11 protein-coding genes are annotated in these 17,637 nt (G+C 74.6%); 3 read left to right on the plus strand and 8 right to left on the minus strand.

The window, feature by feature from the left end; genetic code table 11:
• Nucleotides 1-15 precede the first annotated feature (15 nt).
• Nucleotides 16-1,632: a ribosomal protection-like ABC-F family protein gene (abc-f, locus tag ACH4PU_RS29060; RefSeq protein WP_398278312.1), complete on the minus strand. Its 1,617-nt coding sequence runs from the start codon at nucleotides 1,630-1,632 to the stop codon at nucleotides 16-18.
• A gap of 101 nt (nucleotides 1,633-1,733) precedes the next feature.
• On the opposite strand from abc-f, the gene ACH4PU_RS29065 reads away from it, so the two are divergent.
• On the plus strand, nucleotides 1,734-2,420 hold the full coding sequence (locus ACH4PU_RS29065) for a TetR/AcrR family transcriptional regulator (protein ID WP_398278315.1): 687 nt from the start codon (nucleotides 1,734-1,736) through the stop codon (nucleotides 2,418-2,420).
• Between the two features lie 22 nt (nucleotides 2,421-2,442).
• On the opposite strand, the gene ACH4PU_RS29070 is transcribed toward ACH4PU_RS29065, so the two are convergent.
• The 4 genes from ACH4PU_RS29070 to nrdR all read right to left on the minus strand — a co-directional run bounded on the left by ACH4PU_RS29070 (nucleotide 2,443) and on the right by nrdR (nucleotide 8,244).
• Nucleotides 2,443-3,048, minus strand: coding sequence for a YdbC family protein (locus tag ACH4PU_RS29070; RefSeq protein WP_398278318.1), 606 nt, complete (start codon nucleotides 3,046-3,048; stop codon nucleotides 2,443-2,445).
• A 368-nt stretch (nucleotides 3,049-3,416) separates the two neighbouring features.
• On the minus strand, nucleotides 3,417-4,025 hold the full coding sequence (locus tag ACH4PU_RS29075; RefSeq protein WP_398278410.1) for a DNA-binding response regulator: 609 nt from the start codon (nucleotides 4,023-4,025) through the stop codon (nucleotides 3,417-3,419).
• Between the two features lie 675 nt (nucleotides 4,026-4,700).
• Nucleotides 4,701-7,571: a vitamin B12-dependent ribonucleotide reductase gene (locus ACH4PU_RS29080; protein WP_398278321.1), complete on the minus strand. Its 2,871-nt coding sequence runs from the start codon at nucleotides 7,569-7,571 to the stop codon at nucleotides 4,701-4,703.
• A gap of 118 nt (nucleotides 7,572-7,689) precedes the next feature.
• Nucleotides 7,690-8,244 (minus strand): transcriptional regulator NrdR, encoded by a 555-nt coding sequence (gene nrdR / locus ACH4PU_RS29085; protein ID WP_185943331.1) that lies wholly within the window; start codon nucleotides 8,242-8,244, stop codon nucleotides 7,690-7,692.
• 923 nt (nucleotides 8,245-9,167) lie between these two features.
• Between nrdR and lexA the strand changes: the two genes are divergently transcribed.
• Nucleotides 9,168-9,953, plus strand: coding sequence for a transcriptional repressor LexA (lexA, locus tag ACH4PU_RS29090; protein ID WP_398278325.1), 786 nt, complete (start codon nucleotides 9,168-9,170; stop codon nucleotides 9,951-9,953).
• A gap of 183 nt (nucleotides 9,954-10,136) precedes the next feature.
• On the opposite strand, the gene ACH4PU_RS29095 is transcribed toward lexA, so the two are convergent.
• The 3 genes from ACH4PU_RS29095 to ACH4PU_RS29105 all read right to left on the minus strand — a co-directional run bounded on the left by ACH4PU_RS29095 (nucleotide 10,137) and on the right by ACH4PU_RS29105 (nucleotide 16,110).
• On the minus strand, nucleotides 10,137-12,149 hold the full coding sequence (locus ACH4PU_RS29095) for an ATP-dependent DNA helicase (protein ID WP_398278328.1): 2,013 nt from the start codon (nucleotides 12,147-12,149) through the stop codon (nucleotides 10,137-10,139).
• A gap of 97 nt (nucleotides 12,150-12,246) precedes the next feature.
• Entirely contained in the window at nucleotides 12,247-14,241 is a 1,995-nt protein-coding gene (locus ACH4PU_RS29100) for an IucA/IucC family protein (RefSeq protein ID WP_398278331.1), read from the minus strand.
• A 21-nt stretch (nucleotides 14,242-14,262) separates the two neighbouring features.
• Nucleotides 14,263-16,110, minus strand: coding sequence for an aminotransferase class III-fold pyridoxal phosphate-dependent enzyme (locus ACH4PU_RS29105; protein ID WP_398278334.1), 1,848 nt, complete (start codon nucleotides 16,108-16,110; stop codon nucleotides 14,263-14,265).
• Between the two features lie 287 nt (nucleotides 16,111-16,397).
• Between ACH4PU_RS29105 and ACH4PU_RS29110 the strand changes: the two genes are divergently transcribed.
• Nucleotides 16,398-17,606 (plus strand): trypsin-like serine peptidase, encoded by a 1,209-nt coding sequence (locus tag ACH4PU_RS29110; RefSeq protein ID WP_398278337.1) that lies wholly within the window; start codon nucleotides 16,398-16,400, stop codon nucleotides 17,604-17,606.
• Nucleotides 17,607-17,637 lie beyond the last annotated feature (31 nt).

Raw genomic sequence — 17,637 nt, forward strand, 5'->3', positions numbered from 1 at the left:
GGCGCCCGCCCCGGCTCACCGGGCGTCCAGCAGCCGGCCGTCCCGTATCTCGCAGCGCCGGCCGGCGAAGCGGTCCCGCAGGGTCCGGTCGTGGGAGACGACGACCAGGGCCCCGGTCCACTGGGCGAGCGCCTCCTCCAACTGCTCGACCAGGGCGAGCGCCAGGTGGTTGGTGGGCTCGTCGAGCAGCAGCAGGTCGGCGGGCCGGGCCAGCAGGCGGGCGAGTGCGAGCCGGCGGCGCTGGCCGTCCGAGAGGGAGCCCACCGCCACGTGCAGGTCGCGCTGCCGGAAGAGGCCGGTGGACAGCAGGGCCTCGCGCTGCTCGTCGGGCGTTCCGGGCAGGCCGCGCGCGTAGGCGGTGAAGAGCCGGTCGGCGGGCCGGCCCACCGGAATCTCCTGCGGCAGGTGGGCGATCCGGCCGCGCCGGGTCACCGTCCCCGCGTCCGGGTCTGTCTCACCGGCGAGCACCCGCAGCAGCGTGGACTTTCCGGCCCCGTTGGCGCCGGTCACCAGCAGCCGGCCGCCGGCCTCGAGGCGGAGCGAGTCGACCCGCAGCCGGTCGCCGACCCGGACGTCGTCGAGGGTCGCCAGAAGTCCGTCCGCCTCCGCCCGTACCGGGCGGGCGGTGAAGCGCAGGGGCTCCGGCGGCCGGGGGACGGGGTCGGCCTGGAGTCTGCGCAGCCGCTCCCGCGCATTGCGGACCCGGCCGGCGACCGACGCCTGGACCCGGCCCGCGGCCCGGTCGTACGCCATCTTGTTGCCGTCCTTCATGGCGCGGCCGGGGGCGACGCGGCGGGCGGTGTCCGACGCCGCCGCCGCGAGCGCCTCGGTCTCGGCGCACCACCGCTCGTACTCCTGCTCCCAGCGGCGGCGGGCCGCCAGCCGTTCGGCGACGTAGCCGGCGTAGCCGCCGCCGTAGCGGACGACGGTGTGCCGGTCCGCGTCGACCTCCAGAATGGCGGTGGCGACCCGCTCGAGGAAGGCCCGGTCGTGCGAGATGACGACAACGGTGCCGCGGTGGGCGCGGAGGGTGTCCTCCAGCCAGGTGAGGGCCGTCTCGTCGAGGTGGTTGGTCGGTTCGTCCAGGAGCATGGTCTCGGGCGCGGCGGCGAGCAGGCAGGCCAGGCCGAGGCGGGCCTGCTGGCCCCCGGACAGCGTGTCCAGCCGCCGGTCGCGGCCGGTACCGGCCAGGCCGAGGGCGTGCAGCGCCTTGTCCACCCGGGCGTCCGCCTCGTAGCCGCCGCGCGCCTCGAAGGCGGTGAGCAGCCGCCCGTACTCCTCCAGTGCCCCGGCGTCCCCGGCGCCCAGGGTCGGCTCCAGGTCGCGCAACGCGCGTTCGATCGCCCGGAGTTCGGACAGTGCCTCGTCGACGGCGTCCGCCACCGTCCCGCCGGGCGGGAACCGGGGTGTCTGCGGGAGGTAGCCGATCCCGCCGTCCGCCTCGGTCACGACCGAGCCGTCGTCGGGCGGTTCGGCGCCCGCGAGGACCTTGAGGAGCGTGGACTTCCCCGCCCCGTTCTCACCGACGAGGCCGACGCGTTCTCCCGGCCGCACGGTGATGGACACGCGCTCCAGCAGGGGCCGGTCGCCCCGGGACACGGTCACCTCACGCAAGGAAAGCTGAGCAGGCATGCGAATTCCCCCTTCGGCGGCGAACACCGCCAAACGCAACTTCGATGGCGTTACGATGACAGCATGACACGACTCACCGCCTAATACAACTGGAGTTGCACTTGCCTGCGGATCAGCATGCCCCCGGGACGCCGGCGCCGGCTTCGCCCCCCGCCCAGTCCCCGACCCCGGGCACCGTCCGGCCCGGCGGCCGCACCGCGCGCACCCGCGCCGCCGTCCGGGACGCCCTGCTCGCCGGCCTGGTCGAACACGGCTATCCGGGTCTCACCGTCGAGTACGTCGCCGAGCGGTCGGGTGTCCACAAGACCACGCTCTACCGGCGCTGGGGCGGCGTGGAGGGCATGCTCGCGGACGCCCTCGACCTCGCGGGCGAGGACACCTGGACGCCGCCGGACACGGGTTCCCTCGACGGCGACCTGCGCGCCCTCGCCCAGGAGATCCTGGACACCTTCACCGACCCGGCGACGGCGGCCGCCCCGGCCGCCTTCATCGCCGCCGCGTTCCAGTCGGACCGTGCCGCGCAGGCCCTCCGCGGCTTCTACGACGAGCGCTTCCGGCGCTGCGCCCCGCTCGTCGCCCGCGCCGCGGACCGCGGCGAGGTCCCGGTCGGCACCGATCCCGGGGCGCTCGTCCGGGCGGTCGGCGCTCCCCTGTTCCTCCGCCTCTTCATCACCCGGGAGCCCGTGGACGCGGCCGCCGCGGACCAGGCCGCGGCGGCGGCCCTCGCCGCCGCCCGGGCGGGCGTGTACACCGCCACCCCGGACACCACGGGCGGACGGATGGCGTGACCCCCCGGGCGAGCGGCCCCCGTCACACGGTCCAGGACGGCTCCACCCCGACGACGTCACCGTCGACGGCCTCCACGTCCGCCTCCATCTGAGCGCGCAGCGCCAGCCGTTCCACGCGCTCCGCGCGGTACTTCCCGTGCTCGGCCTCGGAGTTCCACATCGAGAGGATCAGGAACTCCGGGCCCGGCGCGGCGCCGAGCATGCCGCGTAGCATCCCGGGCGAGCCGGCCATCGCCGGGTTCCACACCTTCTCCTGCACGGTGCGGAAGTGCTCCTCCCGCTCCTCCCGGACCCGGCAGTGCGCGATCCGCACCACGTCCGCGTCCGTGAACTCCGGGCGGAATCCCACCTTCACGTCCAGGCGGTGCTCGAACAGCCGCACCCGGAGGTCCTTGTACGTGCCCGCCTGGGCCACCGCCGGTCTGTCGTGCGATCGCGCCACGAAGGAGTCGTAGAACGCCCTGCTCTCCCAGAAGGAGAAGAGGTGCACCACGTCGGGACGGCTCCGGCTCCACCCGCCGCCCTGGCTCAGGAATCCCGGCTCCCCCAGCAGCCCCGCCCACTTCCGCTGCGCCCGGTCGAAGCCCCGGCGGTCCACCACGACGCAGCGAATCCACTTGATCAGCACCGGGTCATCGTACGGCGCCCGAAGTGGCCCGCGTCACGCCGCGAACGAGCCCCACCGGGCGGCCCGCGCGACGTACCGGAGCCCGTCCGTGCCCCATCGCACGGCCCCGGCCCCGGAGTCAACTCCCGTCCCGTCCCGCACCGTTCGCCGACGGCGCCACCGGAGCGGCCTCCCGGCCCCGCCGCCCTCCCACGCGACTCCGCATCCGCCCGCTGCACCAAGTCCCCGTAGACACCCGGGCGACGCGAATGCGCCGATGACGAGAGGCCGTCCCCTGCGGCGGACGGAGCGCGCCCCGCGCGGCGAAGGGGCGCGCGTCGCTTCCCGCCCTACGGCCCTCCCCGCCCGGCGAGTCGGGCGCGGGAAGGTCACAGCCAGCCCCGCTCGTCGGCGACGCGCACCGCCTCCATCCGGTTGTGCGTGCCGGTCTTCGCGATCGCGGCCGACAGGTAGATCCGCACGGTCCCCTCGGAGAGGTAGAGCTTGGCGGCGATCTCGGCGACGGTGGGGCCGGAGCGGGCCGCCTCCAGTACGTGGCGTTCCCGCGCGGTCAGCGGGGATTCGCCCGCCGCGAGGGTCGCCGCCGCGAGCGCGGGGTCGATGACGCGCTCGCCCCGCATGACGCGGCGGATGGCGTCCACGAGGGCTTCGGGCGGGGCGTCCTTGACGACGAAGCCGACGGCGCCGGCCGTCATCGCCCGGCGCAGGTATCCGGCGCGGCCGACGGTGGTGAGGATCACCACGCGGCACTCGGGCACCTGCGCGGCGAGGACCGACGCGGCGGCGAGGCCGTCGAGGCCCGGCATTTCGATGTCGAGCAGGGCCACGTCCGCCCGGTGCGCGCGGGCGGCCTCGACGACCTTGTCGCCCCGGTCCACGGAGGCGACGACCTCGAAGTCCTCCTCCAGCCCGAGCAGCGCGGACAGGGCGCCCCGGATCAGGTCCTGATCGTCAGCGAGCAGCAGCCTGATCGTCACGAGGAAGTGCCCTTCACCGCGCCCTTGGTGGTGCCCTTCGTGGTGTCCGTCATGGTTCGGCGGGGTCCCGGTGGTCCGGGACGGCCGAGGGTGGCGCGGAGCCGCCCAGCCGCGCGGGCCGGCCGGGCCCGCCTCCACCGTGCCCCCGGCCGCGGCGACCCGCTCCCGCAGCCCGGTCAGACCGTTGCCACCGGGGGCCGGGGCGCCGGTCCCGTCGTCGCGGACCTCCACCCGGTCCGCCGACAGGCGCACGGTGCACCGGGTGGCCCGCGCGTGGCGTACGACGTTGGTGATGCCCTCCCGGACCACCCAGCCGAACAACTCCTGGTGCGCCGCGTCGACGACGTCGGTGGCCGTGGGCAGGTCGGCCGTGACCCCCGCCGCGCGCAACAGCTCCCTGCCGCGGGCGAGTTCGCCGGCGAGCGTCACCTCGCGGTAGCCGGACACGGCCGCCCGCACATCGGTGAGCATCCGCCGGGCCAGGCCCACCATCGTCTTCGCGGGCACCGGTACCCCAGCAGTGAGATCGCCCCTTGTTCGCCCATGACACTTGTCAACGCGCCCGGCGCTCCTCTGCCAGAGGGGGAACGCCGGAAGGGGAACGCCGGAAGGGGACCGGCCGCGTGGCCGGTCCCCTCCGTCTGACTACGCGTCAGCTGTCCCCCGCACCGGGTGTCAGCTGCAGCCGCTCGTCGAGCCGCAGCCCTCGCACAGGTAGCAGCTGCCCGCGCGGCGCATCTTGGTGCCGCAGGAGAAGCAGAGCGGTGCGTCCGCGTTCAGGCCGAGCTGCATCTCCATCAGTTCGGTGGAGTTGTGCGGCTGCTTCGGCGCCGGGACGGCGGCCGTGGCGGGGGCGGCCTCGGTCTTCGGGGCCTCCACCTGGCGCGGGGCGGACTGGGCCAGGCCCTCGACGTCCATGTCCTCGTCGGCCGGCTCGTAGGAGCCGGTGTCGAGGTGGCGCTGGCGCTCCTCGGCCGAGTGGATGCCGAGCGCCGAACGGGTCTCGAACGGCAGGAAGTCGAGCGCCAGGCGGCGGAAGATGTAGTCGACGATCGACTGCGCCATCCGCACGTCCGGGTCGTCCGTCATGCCGGCCGGCTCGAAGCGCATGTTGGTGAACTTCGAGACGTAGGTCTCCAGCGGCACGCCGTACTGGAGGCCGACGGAGACGGCGATGGAGAAGGCGTCCATCATGCCCGCGAGGGTCGAGCCCTGCTTGGACATCTTGAGGAAGACCTCGCCCAGGCCGTCGTCCGGGTACGAGTTGGCCGTCATGTAGCCCTCGGCGCCGCCGACCGTGAAGGAGGTGGTGATCCCCGGGCGGCCCTTCGGGAGGCGCTTGCGGACCGGGCGGTACTCGACGACCTTCTCGGCCACCGCGGGAACGACCTCGGCCTTCTTCTCCTCCTCCTTCTTCTTGGCGGAGAGCGGCTGGCCGACCTTGCAGTTGTCGCGGTAGATCGCGAGGGCCTTCAGGCCCATCTTCCAGCCCTCGAAGTAGACCTCCTCGACCTCCTCGACGGTGGCCGACTCGGGCAGGTTGACGGTCTTGGAGATCGCGCCGGAGAGGAACGGCTGCGCGGCGGCCATCATGCGCACGTGGCCCATGGCGGAGATCGCGCGCTCGCCCATGGCGCAGTCGAAGACCTCGTAGTGCTCGGTCTTCAGGCCCGGGGCGTCGATCACGTTGCCGTGCTCGGCGATGTGGGCGACGATCGCCTCGACCTGCTCGGGCAGGTAGCCCAGGCGCTTGAGGGCCTTGGGGACCGTGTTGTTCACGATCTGCATCGAGCCGCCGCCGACGAGCTTCTTGAACTTGACCAGGGCCAGGTCCGGCTCGACGCCCGTGGTGTCGCAGTCCATCATCAGGCCGATGGTGCCGGTGGGGGCCAGCACGGACGCCTGGGCGTTGCGGAAGCCGTTCTTCTCGCCGAGGCGGAGCACGTCCTGCCAGGCCTCGGTGGCCGCGGCCCAGACCGGGGTGTCCAGGTCGTCCATGCGGGTGGCGACCGTGTTGGCGTCCGCGTGCTGCTTCATGACGCGCTGGTGGGCGTCGGCGTTGCGGGCGTAACCGTCGTACGGGCCGACGATCGCGGCCAGCTCGGCGGAGCGGCGGTAGGAGGTGCCGGTCATCAGCGAGGTGATGGCGCCGGCCAGGGCGCGGCCGCCGTCGCTGTCGTAGGCGTGGCCGGTGGCCATCAGCAGGGCGCCGAGGTTGGCGTAGCCGATGCCCAGCTGGCGGAAGGCGCGGGTGGTCTCGCCGATCTTCTCGGTCGGGAAGTCGGCGAAGCAGATGGAGATGTCCATCGCCGTGATGACCAGCTCGACGACCTTGGCGAAGCGCTCGGCGTCGAACGACTGGTTGCCGTTGTCGTCGTCGCGGAGGAACTTCATCAGGTTGAGCGAGGCGAGGTTGCACGAGGAGTTGTCCAGGTGCATGTACTCGCTGCACGGGTTGGACGCGGTGATGCGGCCCGACTCCGGCGAGGTGTGCCAGTGGTTGATGGTGTCGTCGTACTGGATGCCCGGGTCGGCGCAGGCCCAGGCGGCCTCGGCCATCTTGCGGAACAGCGCCTTGGCGTCGACCTCCTCGATGACCTCACCGGTCATGCGGGAGCGCAGGCCGAACTTCGACGCGGTCTCGACGGCCTTCATGAACTCGTCGTTGACGCGGACGGAGTTGTTGGCGTTCTGGTACTGGACGGAGGTGATGTCGTCGCCGCCCAGGTCCATGTCGAACCCGGCGTCGCGCAGGGCGCGGACCTTCTCCTCCTCCTTCACCTTGGTGTCGATGAAGGCCTCGACGTCCGGGTGGTCGACGTCGAGGACGACCATCTTGGCCGCACGGCGGGTGGCGCCACCGGACTTGATGGTTCCGGCGGAGGCGTCGGCGCCGCGCATGAACGACACCGGGCCGGAGGCGTTGCCGCCGGAGGAGAGGAGCTCCTTGGAGGAGCGGATGCGGGAGAGGTTCAGGCCGGCGCCGGAGCCGCCCTTGAAGATCATCCCCTCTTCCTTGTACCAGTCGAGGATCGACTCCATGGAGTCATCGACGGAGAGGATGAAGCAGGCGGAGACCTGCTGCGGCTGGGCGGTGCCGACGTTGAACCAGACCGGCGAGTTGAAGCTGAACACCTGGTGGAGCAGGGCGTAGGTCAGCTCGTGCTCGAAGATCTCGGCGTCCGCGGGGGACGCGAAGTACCCGTGCTCCTCACCGGCCTTGCGGTAGGTGAGCACCACGCGGTCGATGAGCTGCCGGAGGCTCGCCTCGCGCTCGGGGGAGCCGACCGCGCCGCGGAAGTACTTGCTCGTGACGATGTTGACCGCGTTCACCGACCAGAAGTCGGGGAACTCCACACCGCGCTGCTCGAAGTTGATGGAGCCGTCGCGCCAGTTGGTCATGACGACGTCACGACGCTCCCAGACCACCTCGTCGTAGGGGTGCACGCCGGGGGTGGTGTGGATGCGTTCGATGCGCAGGCCCTTGCCGCCCTTGTTCCCCTTGGAGCGGGAACCTCGTGCCGGGCCGCTCGTCGTCTCTGTCATGCCACGCCTCCCTCTACCGGGCGAAAACGCCCTTGTGCGCACATTTCTTCCATGGCGCGATGTGTGTCGTTCGCCCGGGTGCGCGGGAGCGCACCGGGCAGGTCTCGTATGGGGCCGCTCAGTCGGCGGCCGTGGCGGGCGCGGGGACGCCGACGTCCCCGCCGCGCCCGCCGGCATCCTTCGCGGGGCCGTCCCGGCCCTCCTGGCCGGCGCCGTCGGGGGCGCCGGGAATGCCGCCGCGCAGTTCGGCGACGGCCGCCTCGAAGTCCTCGAGCGAGTCGAACGCCTGGTACACGGACGCGAACCGCAGGTAGGCCACGAGGTCGAGGTCCTTGAGCGGACCGAGTATGGCGAGGCCGACGTCGTGCGTGGTGAGCTCGGCGCTGCCGGTGGCGCGCACGGCCTCCTCGACCCGCTGGCCGAGCTTGGCCAGGGCGTCCTCGGTGACGGGGCGGCCCTGGCACGCCTTCCGCACACCGGAGATCACCTTGGTGCGGCTGAACGGCTCGGTCACGCCGCTCCGCTTGATCACCATCAGGGACGCGGTCTCGACCGTCGTGAACCTGCGGGAGCAGTCGGGGCACTGGCGGCGCCTGCGGATCGAGCAGCCGTCGTCCGTGGTCCGGCTGTCGACGACTCGGCTGTCGGGGTGCCTGCAGAAGGGGCAGTGCATGGCTCTCCACCTTCCTTCACCCTCGACGACAACCCCGGGAGACCCGGGGGACGTGCACGATCCACGGCTCCGGCCGGCCCTGGCGACAGGGCCCCGCGAAGCAGCCCCCAGCATAGGCGATGGCCATGGGTGGGGATGACCGGGATCGGCCACCGACCACAACTTGTGGGCGACTGACGCCATCAAACCACTAGATCTGGTGTCCGGTCGCCAAGCGGGCCCAGCGCGTGTCGCGGCGCGCGGCCGGGGGCGGGGGCCGGGAAAGGGCCCCCGGAGGGGCGTCGGCGGGCCGCCTGAGGGCCGTCGGGACGCGGCGGACGGAGTGGCGCGCGCGGCGCGCCGCGAGGCTGCTGGAGAGCCGTCCGCGAGGCCGGCCGGAGGCGCTCGAACGGCCGTCGGCGAGGCCGCCGACGAGGGCGGCCCGAGGTCGCGGCACGGCCGGACGCGGGCCTCGTGAGGCCGACATCGAGGGTACGCGAGCGGCGCGGCGGCGGACCCTCGGGGGCGCCGGCGTCCGGGCGGATGCCACACTGGTGCCACCGCGCACCACGCGTCGCCCCGGGAAGGCGGCGTCGCCTCGGGCGCGCGGTGGGAACCGTCCCGCCCCGCCCGCCCCGTCGCACGCGGGCTCTCCGGAGCCGTGAATTGCGGGAATTCCCGCGCGGCCGGGAACGATGGGGCGAGTGGAGCCATGGAAGGACCGGCTCCGGGAAACCCCGGAATTCCCCGGAATCGCACGCGCTCCACGGACGCGGCGAAGCCGGCCGGGGACGGTCGCGAGCGGAATTGATCTTCGCTCGTACACCCTCACGCCTGATCAAGTCAGCGAATCGGCGATATTTCACTCGAACGTGTGTTTGGCGCAACCTTTCGAAAGCAACTACCGTTGTCCAGCTAGGGAGAACATTTCGAGAGGGGCCGACGTGACCACCACCGCAAACAGCGCCACCATCACCGCCCAGGACCGCTCCCAGAACCGACTCGACCAGACACATCAGATGAACGACACCGGCATGAACAACGACGGGCAGAAGCCGGCCCGCTCGCTCCCCGGGCGGCCACCCGGAATCCGCGCGGACAGCTCCGGCCTCACGGACCGGCAGCGGCGCGTCATCGAGGTCATCCGGGACTCGGTGCAGCGGCGCGGCTACCCACCGTCCATGCGCGAGATCGGCCAGGCGGTGGGGCTGTCCAGCACCTCCTCGGTCGCGCACCAGCTGATGGCGCTGGAGCGCAAGGGCTTCCTGCGCAGGGACCCGCACCGCCCCCGCGCCTACGAGGTGCGCGGCTCCGACCAGCCCAGCTCCCAGCCGACGGACACCACCGGCAAACCCGCCGCATCCTACGTGCCGCTCGTCGGCCGGATCGCTGCGGGCGGCCCGATCCTCGCGGAGGAGTCGGTCGAGGACGTCTTCCCCCTCCCCCGGCAGCTGGTGGGCGACGGCGAGCTGTTCGTCCTCAAGGTGGTCGGCGACTCCATGATCGAGGCCGCGATCTGTGACGGGGACTGGGTGACGGTCCGCCGCCAGCCGGTCGCGGAGAACGGTGACATCGTGGCCGCGATGCTCGACGGGGAGGCGACGGTCAAGCGCTTCCGGCGCGAGGACGGCCATGTGTGGCTGCTGCCGCACAACGCCGCCTACCAGCCCATCCCCGGCGACGAGGCCACGATCCTGGGCAAGGTCGTGGCCGTCCTGCGGCGGGTCTGAGCGGGCCGAGACCGGGCCCCGGAATCACTGCGCCGGTTCCGGGGCTCTTCTCTGTCCACGACCGGCGCGGTGTTCGCCGCGCCCTTTCCCCCGGGGTGTCGCGAGCGAAACGGGGGAACGGATCACACCCGAATTCCCCGCCACCGCATTGCGAACGCCCGCATTGCGAACGGAAATACCCGCTCAGCGATTCTCCGCCTTCGCCGCCGCGTCGATGGCCGCCAGCGAGCGGCGGACCTGATTGCGGTTGGTCGTGTACCAGAAATCCGGCAGGGAAGCGCGCAGGAACGACCCATAGCGTGCCGTCTCCAGCCGCGGGTCGAGCACCGCCACCACGCCCCGGTCGCCCGTGGCCCGTACGAGGCGCCCGGCGCCCTGGGCCATCAGCAGGGCGGCGTGCGTCGCGGCGACGGACATGAAGCCGTTGCCGCCCGCCTGCTCGACCGCCCGCTGCCGGGCGCTCATCAGCGGGTCGTCCGGGCGCGGGAAGGGCACCCGGTCCATCACGACGAGCTGGCAACTCGGCCCCGGCACGTCGACGCCCTGCCAGAGCGACAGCGTGCCGAACAGGCACGTCGCCGGATCCGCCGAGAAGTTCTTGATCAGCTCGCCGAGGGTGTCCTCGCCCTGGAGCAGGATCGGGGTGTCGAGCCGGCCGCGCAGCGCCTCGGCCGCGGCCTGCGCGGCGCGCATCGACGAGAAGAGGCCGAGCGTCCGCCCGCCCGCGGCCTCGATGAGCTCGGCCAGCTCGTCCAGCATGTCGGCCCGGCCGCCCTCCCGGCCGGGCTGGGAGAGGTGCTTGGCCACGTAGAGGATGCCCTGCTTGGGGTAGTCGAACGGCGAGCCGACGTCCACGCCCTTCCACGCCGGCAGGTCCTCCCCGGTGACGCCCTCGGGCGCGAGGCCGAGCGAGGCGCCGACCCCGTTGAAGTCGCCGCCGAGCTTGAGCGTGGCGGAGGTGAGCACCACGGACCGCTCGCTGAACAGCTTCTCCCGCAGCAGCCCGGAGACCGAGAGCGGGGCCACCCGCAGGGACGCGCCGTAGCGGTCGTGCCGCTCGAACCAGACGACGTCGTGCTCGGAGCCCGCCACGATGCGCTCGGCGACGGCGTGCACGTTCTCCACCGCGGCGAGCGCCTGCTTGCGGACGGCGTCCTCATCCTGGACGGACTTGTCGCGCGTCGTACCGAGCGCCGAGACCACCGTCCGCGCCGCGTCCCGCAGCGACACCAGGACGTAGCCGAGGTCCTCGGGGATCTCCTCGAGCCGCCCGGGCAGGGCCAGCTCCATCAGCCGCTCGAAGCTCTCGGCCGCCGTCTGGAGCGCGTCGGCGACCTTCTCGTCGACGAGCTTGGCCGCGCGCCGGACGGCCTGGTTGACGCGGCCCGGGGTGAGCTCGCCGGTGGCCACGCCGGTGACGCGGGAGACCAGCTCGTGCGCCTCGTCGACGATCAGCACCTCGTGCTGGGGCAGCACCGGGGCGCCCTCGATGGCGTCGATGGCGAGCAGGGCGTGGTTGGTGACGACGACGTCGGCGAGCTTGGCCCGCTCCCGGGCGGCCTCCGCGAAGCACTCGGCGCCGTAGGCGCACTTCGAGGCGGACAGGCACTCCCGTGAGGTGACCGAGACCTGGGACCAGGCGCGGTCGGAGACGCCCGGGGTGAGGTCGTCCCGGTCGCCGGTCTCCGTCTCGTCCGACCAGTCGCGCAGGCGGAGCAGGTCCTTGCCGAGCTTGCTGGTGGGGGCCGCCGCCTCGAAGGGGTCGAAGAGGCCGTCTTCCTCCTCCTGCGGCACGCCCTCGTGCAGCCGGTGGAGACACAGATAGTTGGACCGGCCCTTGAGCATGGCGAACTCGGGGCGCCTGCGCAGCACCGGGTGCAGCGCCTCGACCGTCCGCGGCAGATCGCGCTCGACGAGCTGGCGCTGGAGCGCGAGCGTCGCGGTGGCGACCACCACCCGCTCCCCGTGCGCCAGGGCGGGCACGAGGTAGCCGAGGGACTTTCCGGTGCCCGTCCCCGCCTGGACCAGCAGGTGCGAGGTGCCGTCGATGGCCTCGGCGACCGCCTCGGCCATGGCGACCTGGCCGGGGCGCTCGGTGCCGCCGACCGCGGTGACGGCCGCGTGCAGCAGGGCGGTGAGGTCGGGCCGGGACCCGGACGGGGCAGGAGACGCGGAGGGCGCGGGGGTGGCAGTCATAGCCTCTCCAGCCTACGGGGCGGCACCGACATCGCGGGCCCCGTCCGCGACAACCGCCCCGCTCCGCCGCCCGGCACCACCGCTTCCACCGGCCTCATCACCCCGGCCCCGCAAGGGGGTTGGCGATCGTGACGTACGGCGGCCCGGCGCCGTCCCCGGCCAGCTCGCCCAGCAGGTGGGCCGGGCAGCGCAGGGTGGGCGCGTCGAGCAGGCGGCGGGGCAGGGACGAGCGGGTGGCGCCCGGACCGGTGGCGGCGTGGGCGAGGAACCGGCGGAAGGCCGCCAGCAGGATCCGTTCGTCGGCGAGCCGCCGGGAGCCGAACGCGCCGATCAGCCCGAGGACGTTGTCGCAGCCCAGGTGGTGGGCGAACCGCTCGTCCGCCGTCCCGTCCGGCAGGAACGCCTCCTCGTCGTCCGCGGCGAGGGCCGGCAGCCGGGCGGTGAGCGCGTCCCGCGCGGACTCCCGGAATCCGGCGTGCTGCCCGCCCCGGTACCGGCCGCCGACCGGCCAGCCGTCCCGGTCCAGCAGAACGAGGGTGTTCTGCTGGTGCGCCGCGAGGACGACGCCCGCCTCGCCGTCGAGCCAGAGGAGCGGGCGGACGACGGCCCCGAGGTAGCGCAGGAACCATTCGACGGCGATCACCGGGACCGGCCGGCCGGTGCGCCGGGCGAGCCCGTGAACGGTCTCGGCGAGCCGGGACGAGACGGCCGGATGCCCGGCCGGTGCCGTACGGCCCGGCCAGGGGCGGAGGGAGGTCAGACCGGCGAGGCAGACGGCGTCGTCGCCGGGGCCGAAGGGGTTGTGCCGGAGGACGGCGGCGAGGCCGGGCACCGGGCCGCCGCCCGGGGCGTCGACGGCGAGCCAGGCGGGGTCGCGCACCACGTCGGAGCCCAGGCCGCCGGGGCAGGCCGCGCGCCAGCGCTCGGCGAGGCCGCCGCGCAGCAGCCGGTGCAGGGCGACGCCGCGGCGCAGCTCCGCCCGGCTCGGCTCGCGGGTGCGGCCGGCGAGGCGTACGCCCAGCGCGAGCTTGATCATCACCGGGGCGTCGGGCCGGTGCACGGTGCGGACCGAGGAGGTCGCGTACCAGGGCGCGCCGTGCGGCCCCAGGTCGTGCAGCAGCCCGGCGTCGAGGAGTTCGGCGACGGCGGGACGGCAGCGGACGTCGCGTGCCTGCCAGGGGTGGAGGGGCAGCGGCACGGTGTCGGGCGGGAGGCGCGGCCCGGGCTCCGCGGGAAGGAGGCGGGCGGCCAGGGTCGCCGCCTCGACGGGCCGGCCGCGTTCCGTCCAGGCGGAGTCGGCGGCCAGGACGGACCGATGGACGGCCAGCCAGTGCAGCGGGAAGCCGCCGCGGCACTCGGGCGCGTACCGCGGGGACTCGGCGGCGGAGAAGCCCTCGCGGCTCTGCGGCGCGGGGTGCCAGGGGTGGCCCAGGAACGACGCCTGCTCCCCGTGCAGGAAGAGGGCGTCGTCGGCGGGGTCGGCCGGGCGGGCCCGGCGGTCCTCGACGAAGACCGCCGTCCTGCGTACGGAGTCGGCGACCCGGCCGACCAGCCCGGCGAGGCCGGCCGCGCTCCCCCGGCCCCCGCTGTGCGCCGCCTCCCGGCCGAGCAGCGCGGCCAGGGTGACGGCGTCCAGGGCGGGGGCGCCGTCCGGGGCGTTGAGCAGCGTCGGAGCACCGAACCGGTGCCGCCCGGTGGCCGACCAGTAGCGGACGGGGACGTGGAGGACGTTCCCGTCGGTGGCGAGCGGCAGTTGGAGGCAGGGGCCCGGCGGCCGGTCGACGTCGTGCTCGCGCACCCAGCAGCGCAGGAGGGCGTCGACGGCGGCGCTGTCGGCGGCGGTCGCGGGGTCGGGGTGGTCGAGGGGGTCGGGGTGGCCGAAGGGACCGAGGGTGTCGCCGGAGGCACAGGGGTCGGCGGGTGCGTCGAGAGCCGTCCGCGACCGGCCGCCGTTGCGCGGCACCGGCGGCATGGGCGGTACAGGCGGTACTAGAGGTACGGAACGGGGTGCGACCGACACGGCGCTCGGACGGAGCGGGGCCTCGGGTGCGCGAGGTGCGGGGGTCGTCGGCGTGGCGGGGCGTGCGTTCATACGGTGCGGCGGGCCGGGCCGTCAGGCCGGGGCCGCGCCTGCCTCCTTCCGTGGGGTGGCGGGCTTCCGTGAGCCGGCGGACGGCCCCGGGGCGGCGGCCCGCCGGGCGGATCCCGGCGGCACCGCGTCCTTCTCGGGCCCCGGGACGCCCCGGCCCCCGGCCGCGGCGGCGGGGCCATCGTGCGCGTCGGGCACTGTGCCTGCCGGGCCGGGGGCCACGGGGGCCTCGGCCGCTCCCCTGCGCGGCGCCTCGTGCTCCCCGGACGCCTCACCCGGCTCCGACGTACCGCCGGCCATCGGGCCGGCGACCGTCGTCGTCACCGGGCGTGGACCACGGCGTTCGGATGCTCCCGGCGCCGGCGTGGTGGCTCCGGCTGCCGCCACGCCGGCGGCCGTCGGTGCCACCGCGGTGAGTCCGCGCCGTTCGGACGCCCCCGGCGTGCGTTCCCGGCCGGCGGCTCCGGCGGGAGCCGGGGGCGCGGCGGGCACGGCCGGCAGGCCGGAGCGCGCGGCGGCGACCGCCACCGGTCCGCCCGCCCGCGAGCCTCCGCTCACGGCGCCGACCGCGTCGGTGAAGCGGTCGAGTACGGCTTCCGCCTGTTCGTCGGTGAGGGTGAGAGGGGGCAGGAGGCGCAGCAGGCGCGGGTCGTCGTCCGTTCCGACGAGGAGGCCGCGGCGGAGGCAGGCGCGGCGGACCGCCTCGGCCGCGGTGGCGTCGGCGCAGGTGACGCCCAGCAGCAGGCCGCGGCCGTGGACGCCGGCGACCGGGCCGTGGCCGGCGGCGGCCCGGCGGAGCCGGGAGAGCATCCGCGCGCCCAGGGCCGCGGCCCGTGGGGCCAGGCCGTTCTCCCGGATGTGGCGCAGGGTGGCCGCGCCGGCCGCCATGGCGAGCCGGTTGCCGTGGGCGTCCCGCTCCGGGAGGGCGGCGGGCACGTCGCCGCCGTGGACGAGGAGGGCGAGCGGCAGTCCGCCGCCGATGGCGCCGGCCAGGACCATGACGTCGGGGACGCGGCCGGTGTGCTCCACGTCCCAGAAGGCGCCGGTGCGGCCGGGGCCGGTGCGCGTCTCGTCGGCGACGAGGAGCGTACGGTCGCTGGCCCCGGGGACGGTTTCGGCCGGGCCCGGGCCCTCCGCGTGGGCGGAGGCCGGGTCGCAGGTCGGCGCGCCGGCTCCACTGCCGGGCACCGCCCCGGCAAGGCCGCCGCTGCCGAGCACTCGGGCCGCGGCGGCGGCGCGGGCCGGGTGGTCCCCTCCCCCGTCCCCGCCGGGCCCGGATCCCGGGCGACCGGCGATCACCCGGGCCACGGCTGGGTCACCGTCCGCGCCGGGCCCGGCCCCCGGGCCGCCGGCGGCCGCCCGGCCCGCCGCGAGGTCGCGAGCCCGGAAGAAGCCCTCGCCGCCCGCGTCTTCGCATGTCCCGCCATCCCCTGTGCCCGTCCGGCGCGAACCGCCGGCTCCCTCCCCGTCGCGAACGATCTCGACGAGCCCCCGGGCGCCCGCCGCCAGCGCCAGCGCCGCCGCGAGCGCCGCCGCGCGGGTCGGCGGGCAGAAGTGGAGGCGGGCGTGGTCGGCCAGCCGGCCGGGGAGGGTGGCGCGCAGTTCGTCGGCGAAGACCTCGGCCGGCGGGAGGCCGCGGGCGAGCGCGGAGCGGACGGCCTCGCGGACCACCGGGTGGTGGTGGCCGAGGACGAGCGCGCCGCCGCCGGGGAAGCAGTCGAGGTAGCGGCGGCCGTCGGCCGTCTCGACCGTCAGGCCCCGGGCGCGCGCGGGGACGACGGGCAGCGGGCAGGCGTACGCGCGGGCGGGCGGCTCCGGGCGCGGGGCGCCGCGGCCCGCCGAGAGCACCGCCGGTGGCTGGGTCAAGGCCACGACCTGTGTCCTCCTCCTGTTGAACGCCGGACGTCCCCCGTACGTACCAACGACGCCGGGCCGTCCGGATCACGGGTGCCCGGAAGAGAAGCAGAAGGGAAGCGGGAGCGGGAGTGCGGCGCGTGCCGCACCGGTCCCAGGCGCGCCACCCCGGCCCGTCCCCCGCGGCGGCGGCGTAGGGTGTCCCTGCCCCGCCACCGGGGCGGTGCATGACAAGTCCGCGCGGACAGGTACGCGGACGCGGACACGCACCCGCACATGTGTCACCGAACGGGGGAGAACACTCCATGTCATCCCAACGCCCGCCCGTCGCCCGCCGGCGGGGGCCGCGCACCCTGGCCGCGGTCGCCGTCGCGTCCGTGCTGGCGCTGACCGCCGCCTGCGGCCCGTCCGACGACGACGCGGCCGGTGGCGACAAGCCCACCGCGTCGGCGAGCGCCCAGGGCCTGGACGGCTTCAAGCTCCCCAAGGGGCTCACCCTCCAGGACCTGGAGAAGTGGAAGGGCGGCGCCTGGAAGAAGTGGGACAAGGACCGGTGGCTGCGGGAGGCCCGGGACTTCATCAACCCGATCATCGAGGGGCACTGGAAGCCCGACTCGATGAAGGACGCCCGATCCAGTGACAAGACCGTCAAGGACGCTCCCGGGACTCCCCCGGGCGGTTCGTCCCAGGGCGACCAGGGGGTCACCGACCCGGAGCCGCGGGCGGTGAAGGCCCGTGAGGTGAAGCGGCCGTACAGCGACAACGCCGCCCCGGTCGGCAAGGTCTTCTTCGACAGCCCCCAGGGCCACATGGTCTGCTCGGCGACGGTCGTCAAGGACCCGGCACACCCGGGCAAGTCCAACCTGGTGTGGACGGCGGGCCACTGCGTGCACGCGGGCCAGAAGGGCGGCTGGTACCGCAACATCGCCTTCGTGCCGTCCTACAACAACCGGGGCCTGCCCGCCTCGCAGGTCAACAGCGCGCCGGTGGAGCAGGTCGCGCCGTACGGCGTGTGGTGGGCGGACTGGGCGCAGACCTCCGGCCAGTGGATCGCGCAGGGCGCGTCCAGCGGCGGCGCGGGCGCCCCGTACGACTTCGCCGTGCTGCACGTGAAGCCGGAGCAGGGCTCGGGCAAGTCGCTGGAGGAGACCGTCGGCACCGCGCTGGCCGTGGACTTCGACGCCCCGCAGGTGAAGTCCATCTCCTCGATGGGCGCCTGGGGCTACCCGGCCGCGCCGCCCTTCGACGGGCAGCGGATGTACGACTGCGTCGACCGCCCCGGGCGGCTCACCCTGGACAGCGCGCAGCCGACGATGTACCGCATCGGCTGCACGATGACCGGCGGTTCCTCGGGCGGCGGCTGGTTCCGCGTCGGCCCGGGCGGCAAGGCGGTGCTGGTGTCCAACACCTCCGTCGGCCCGTCCGACAGCCGCTGGCTCGCCGGGCCGCACCTGGGCCCGGAGGCCAAGGGCATCTACCAGGCCGTCAGCAAGAAGTTCGCGGCCAGGCGCTGACGACGGGCGCAACGGTGAAGGGCCCGTCCCC

Origin of the sequence: Streptomyces sp. NPDC021100 (assembly GCF_044333095.1) — a bacterium.
Lineage (GTDB): Bacteria > Actinomycetota > Actinomycetes > Streptomycetales > Streptomycetaceae > Streptomyces.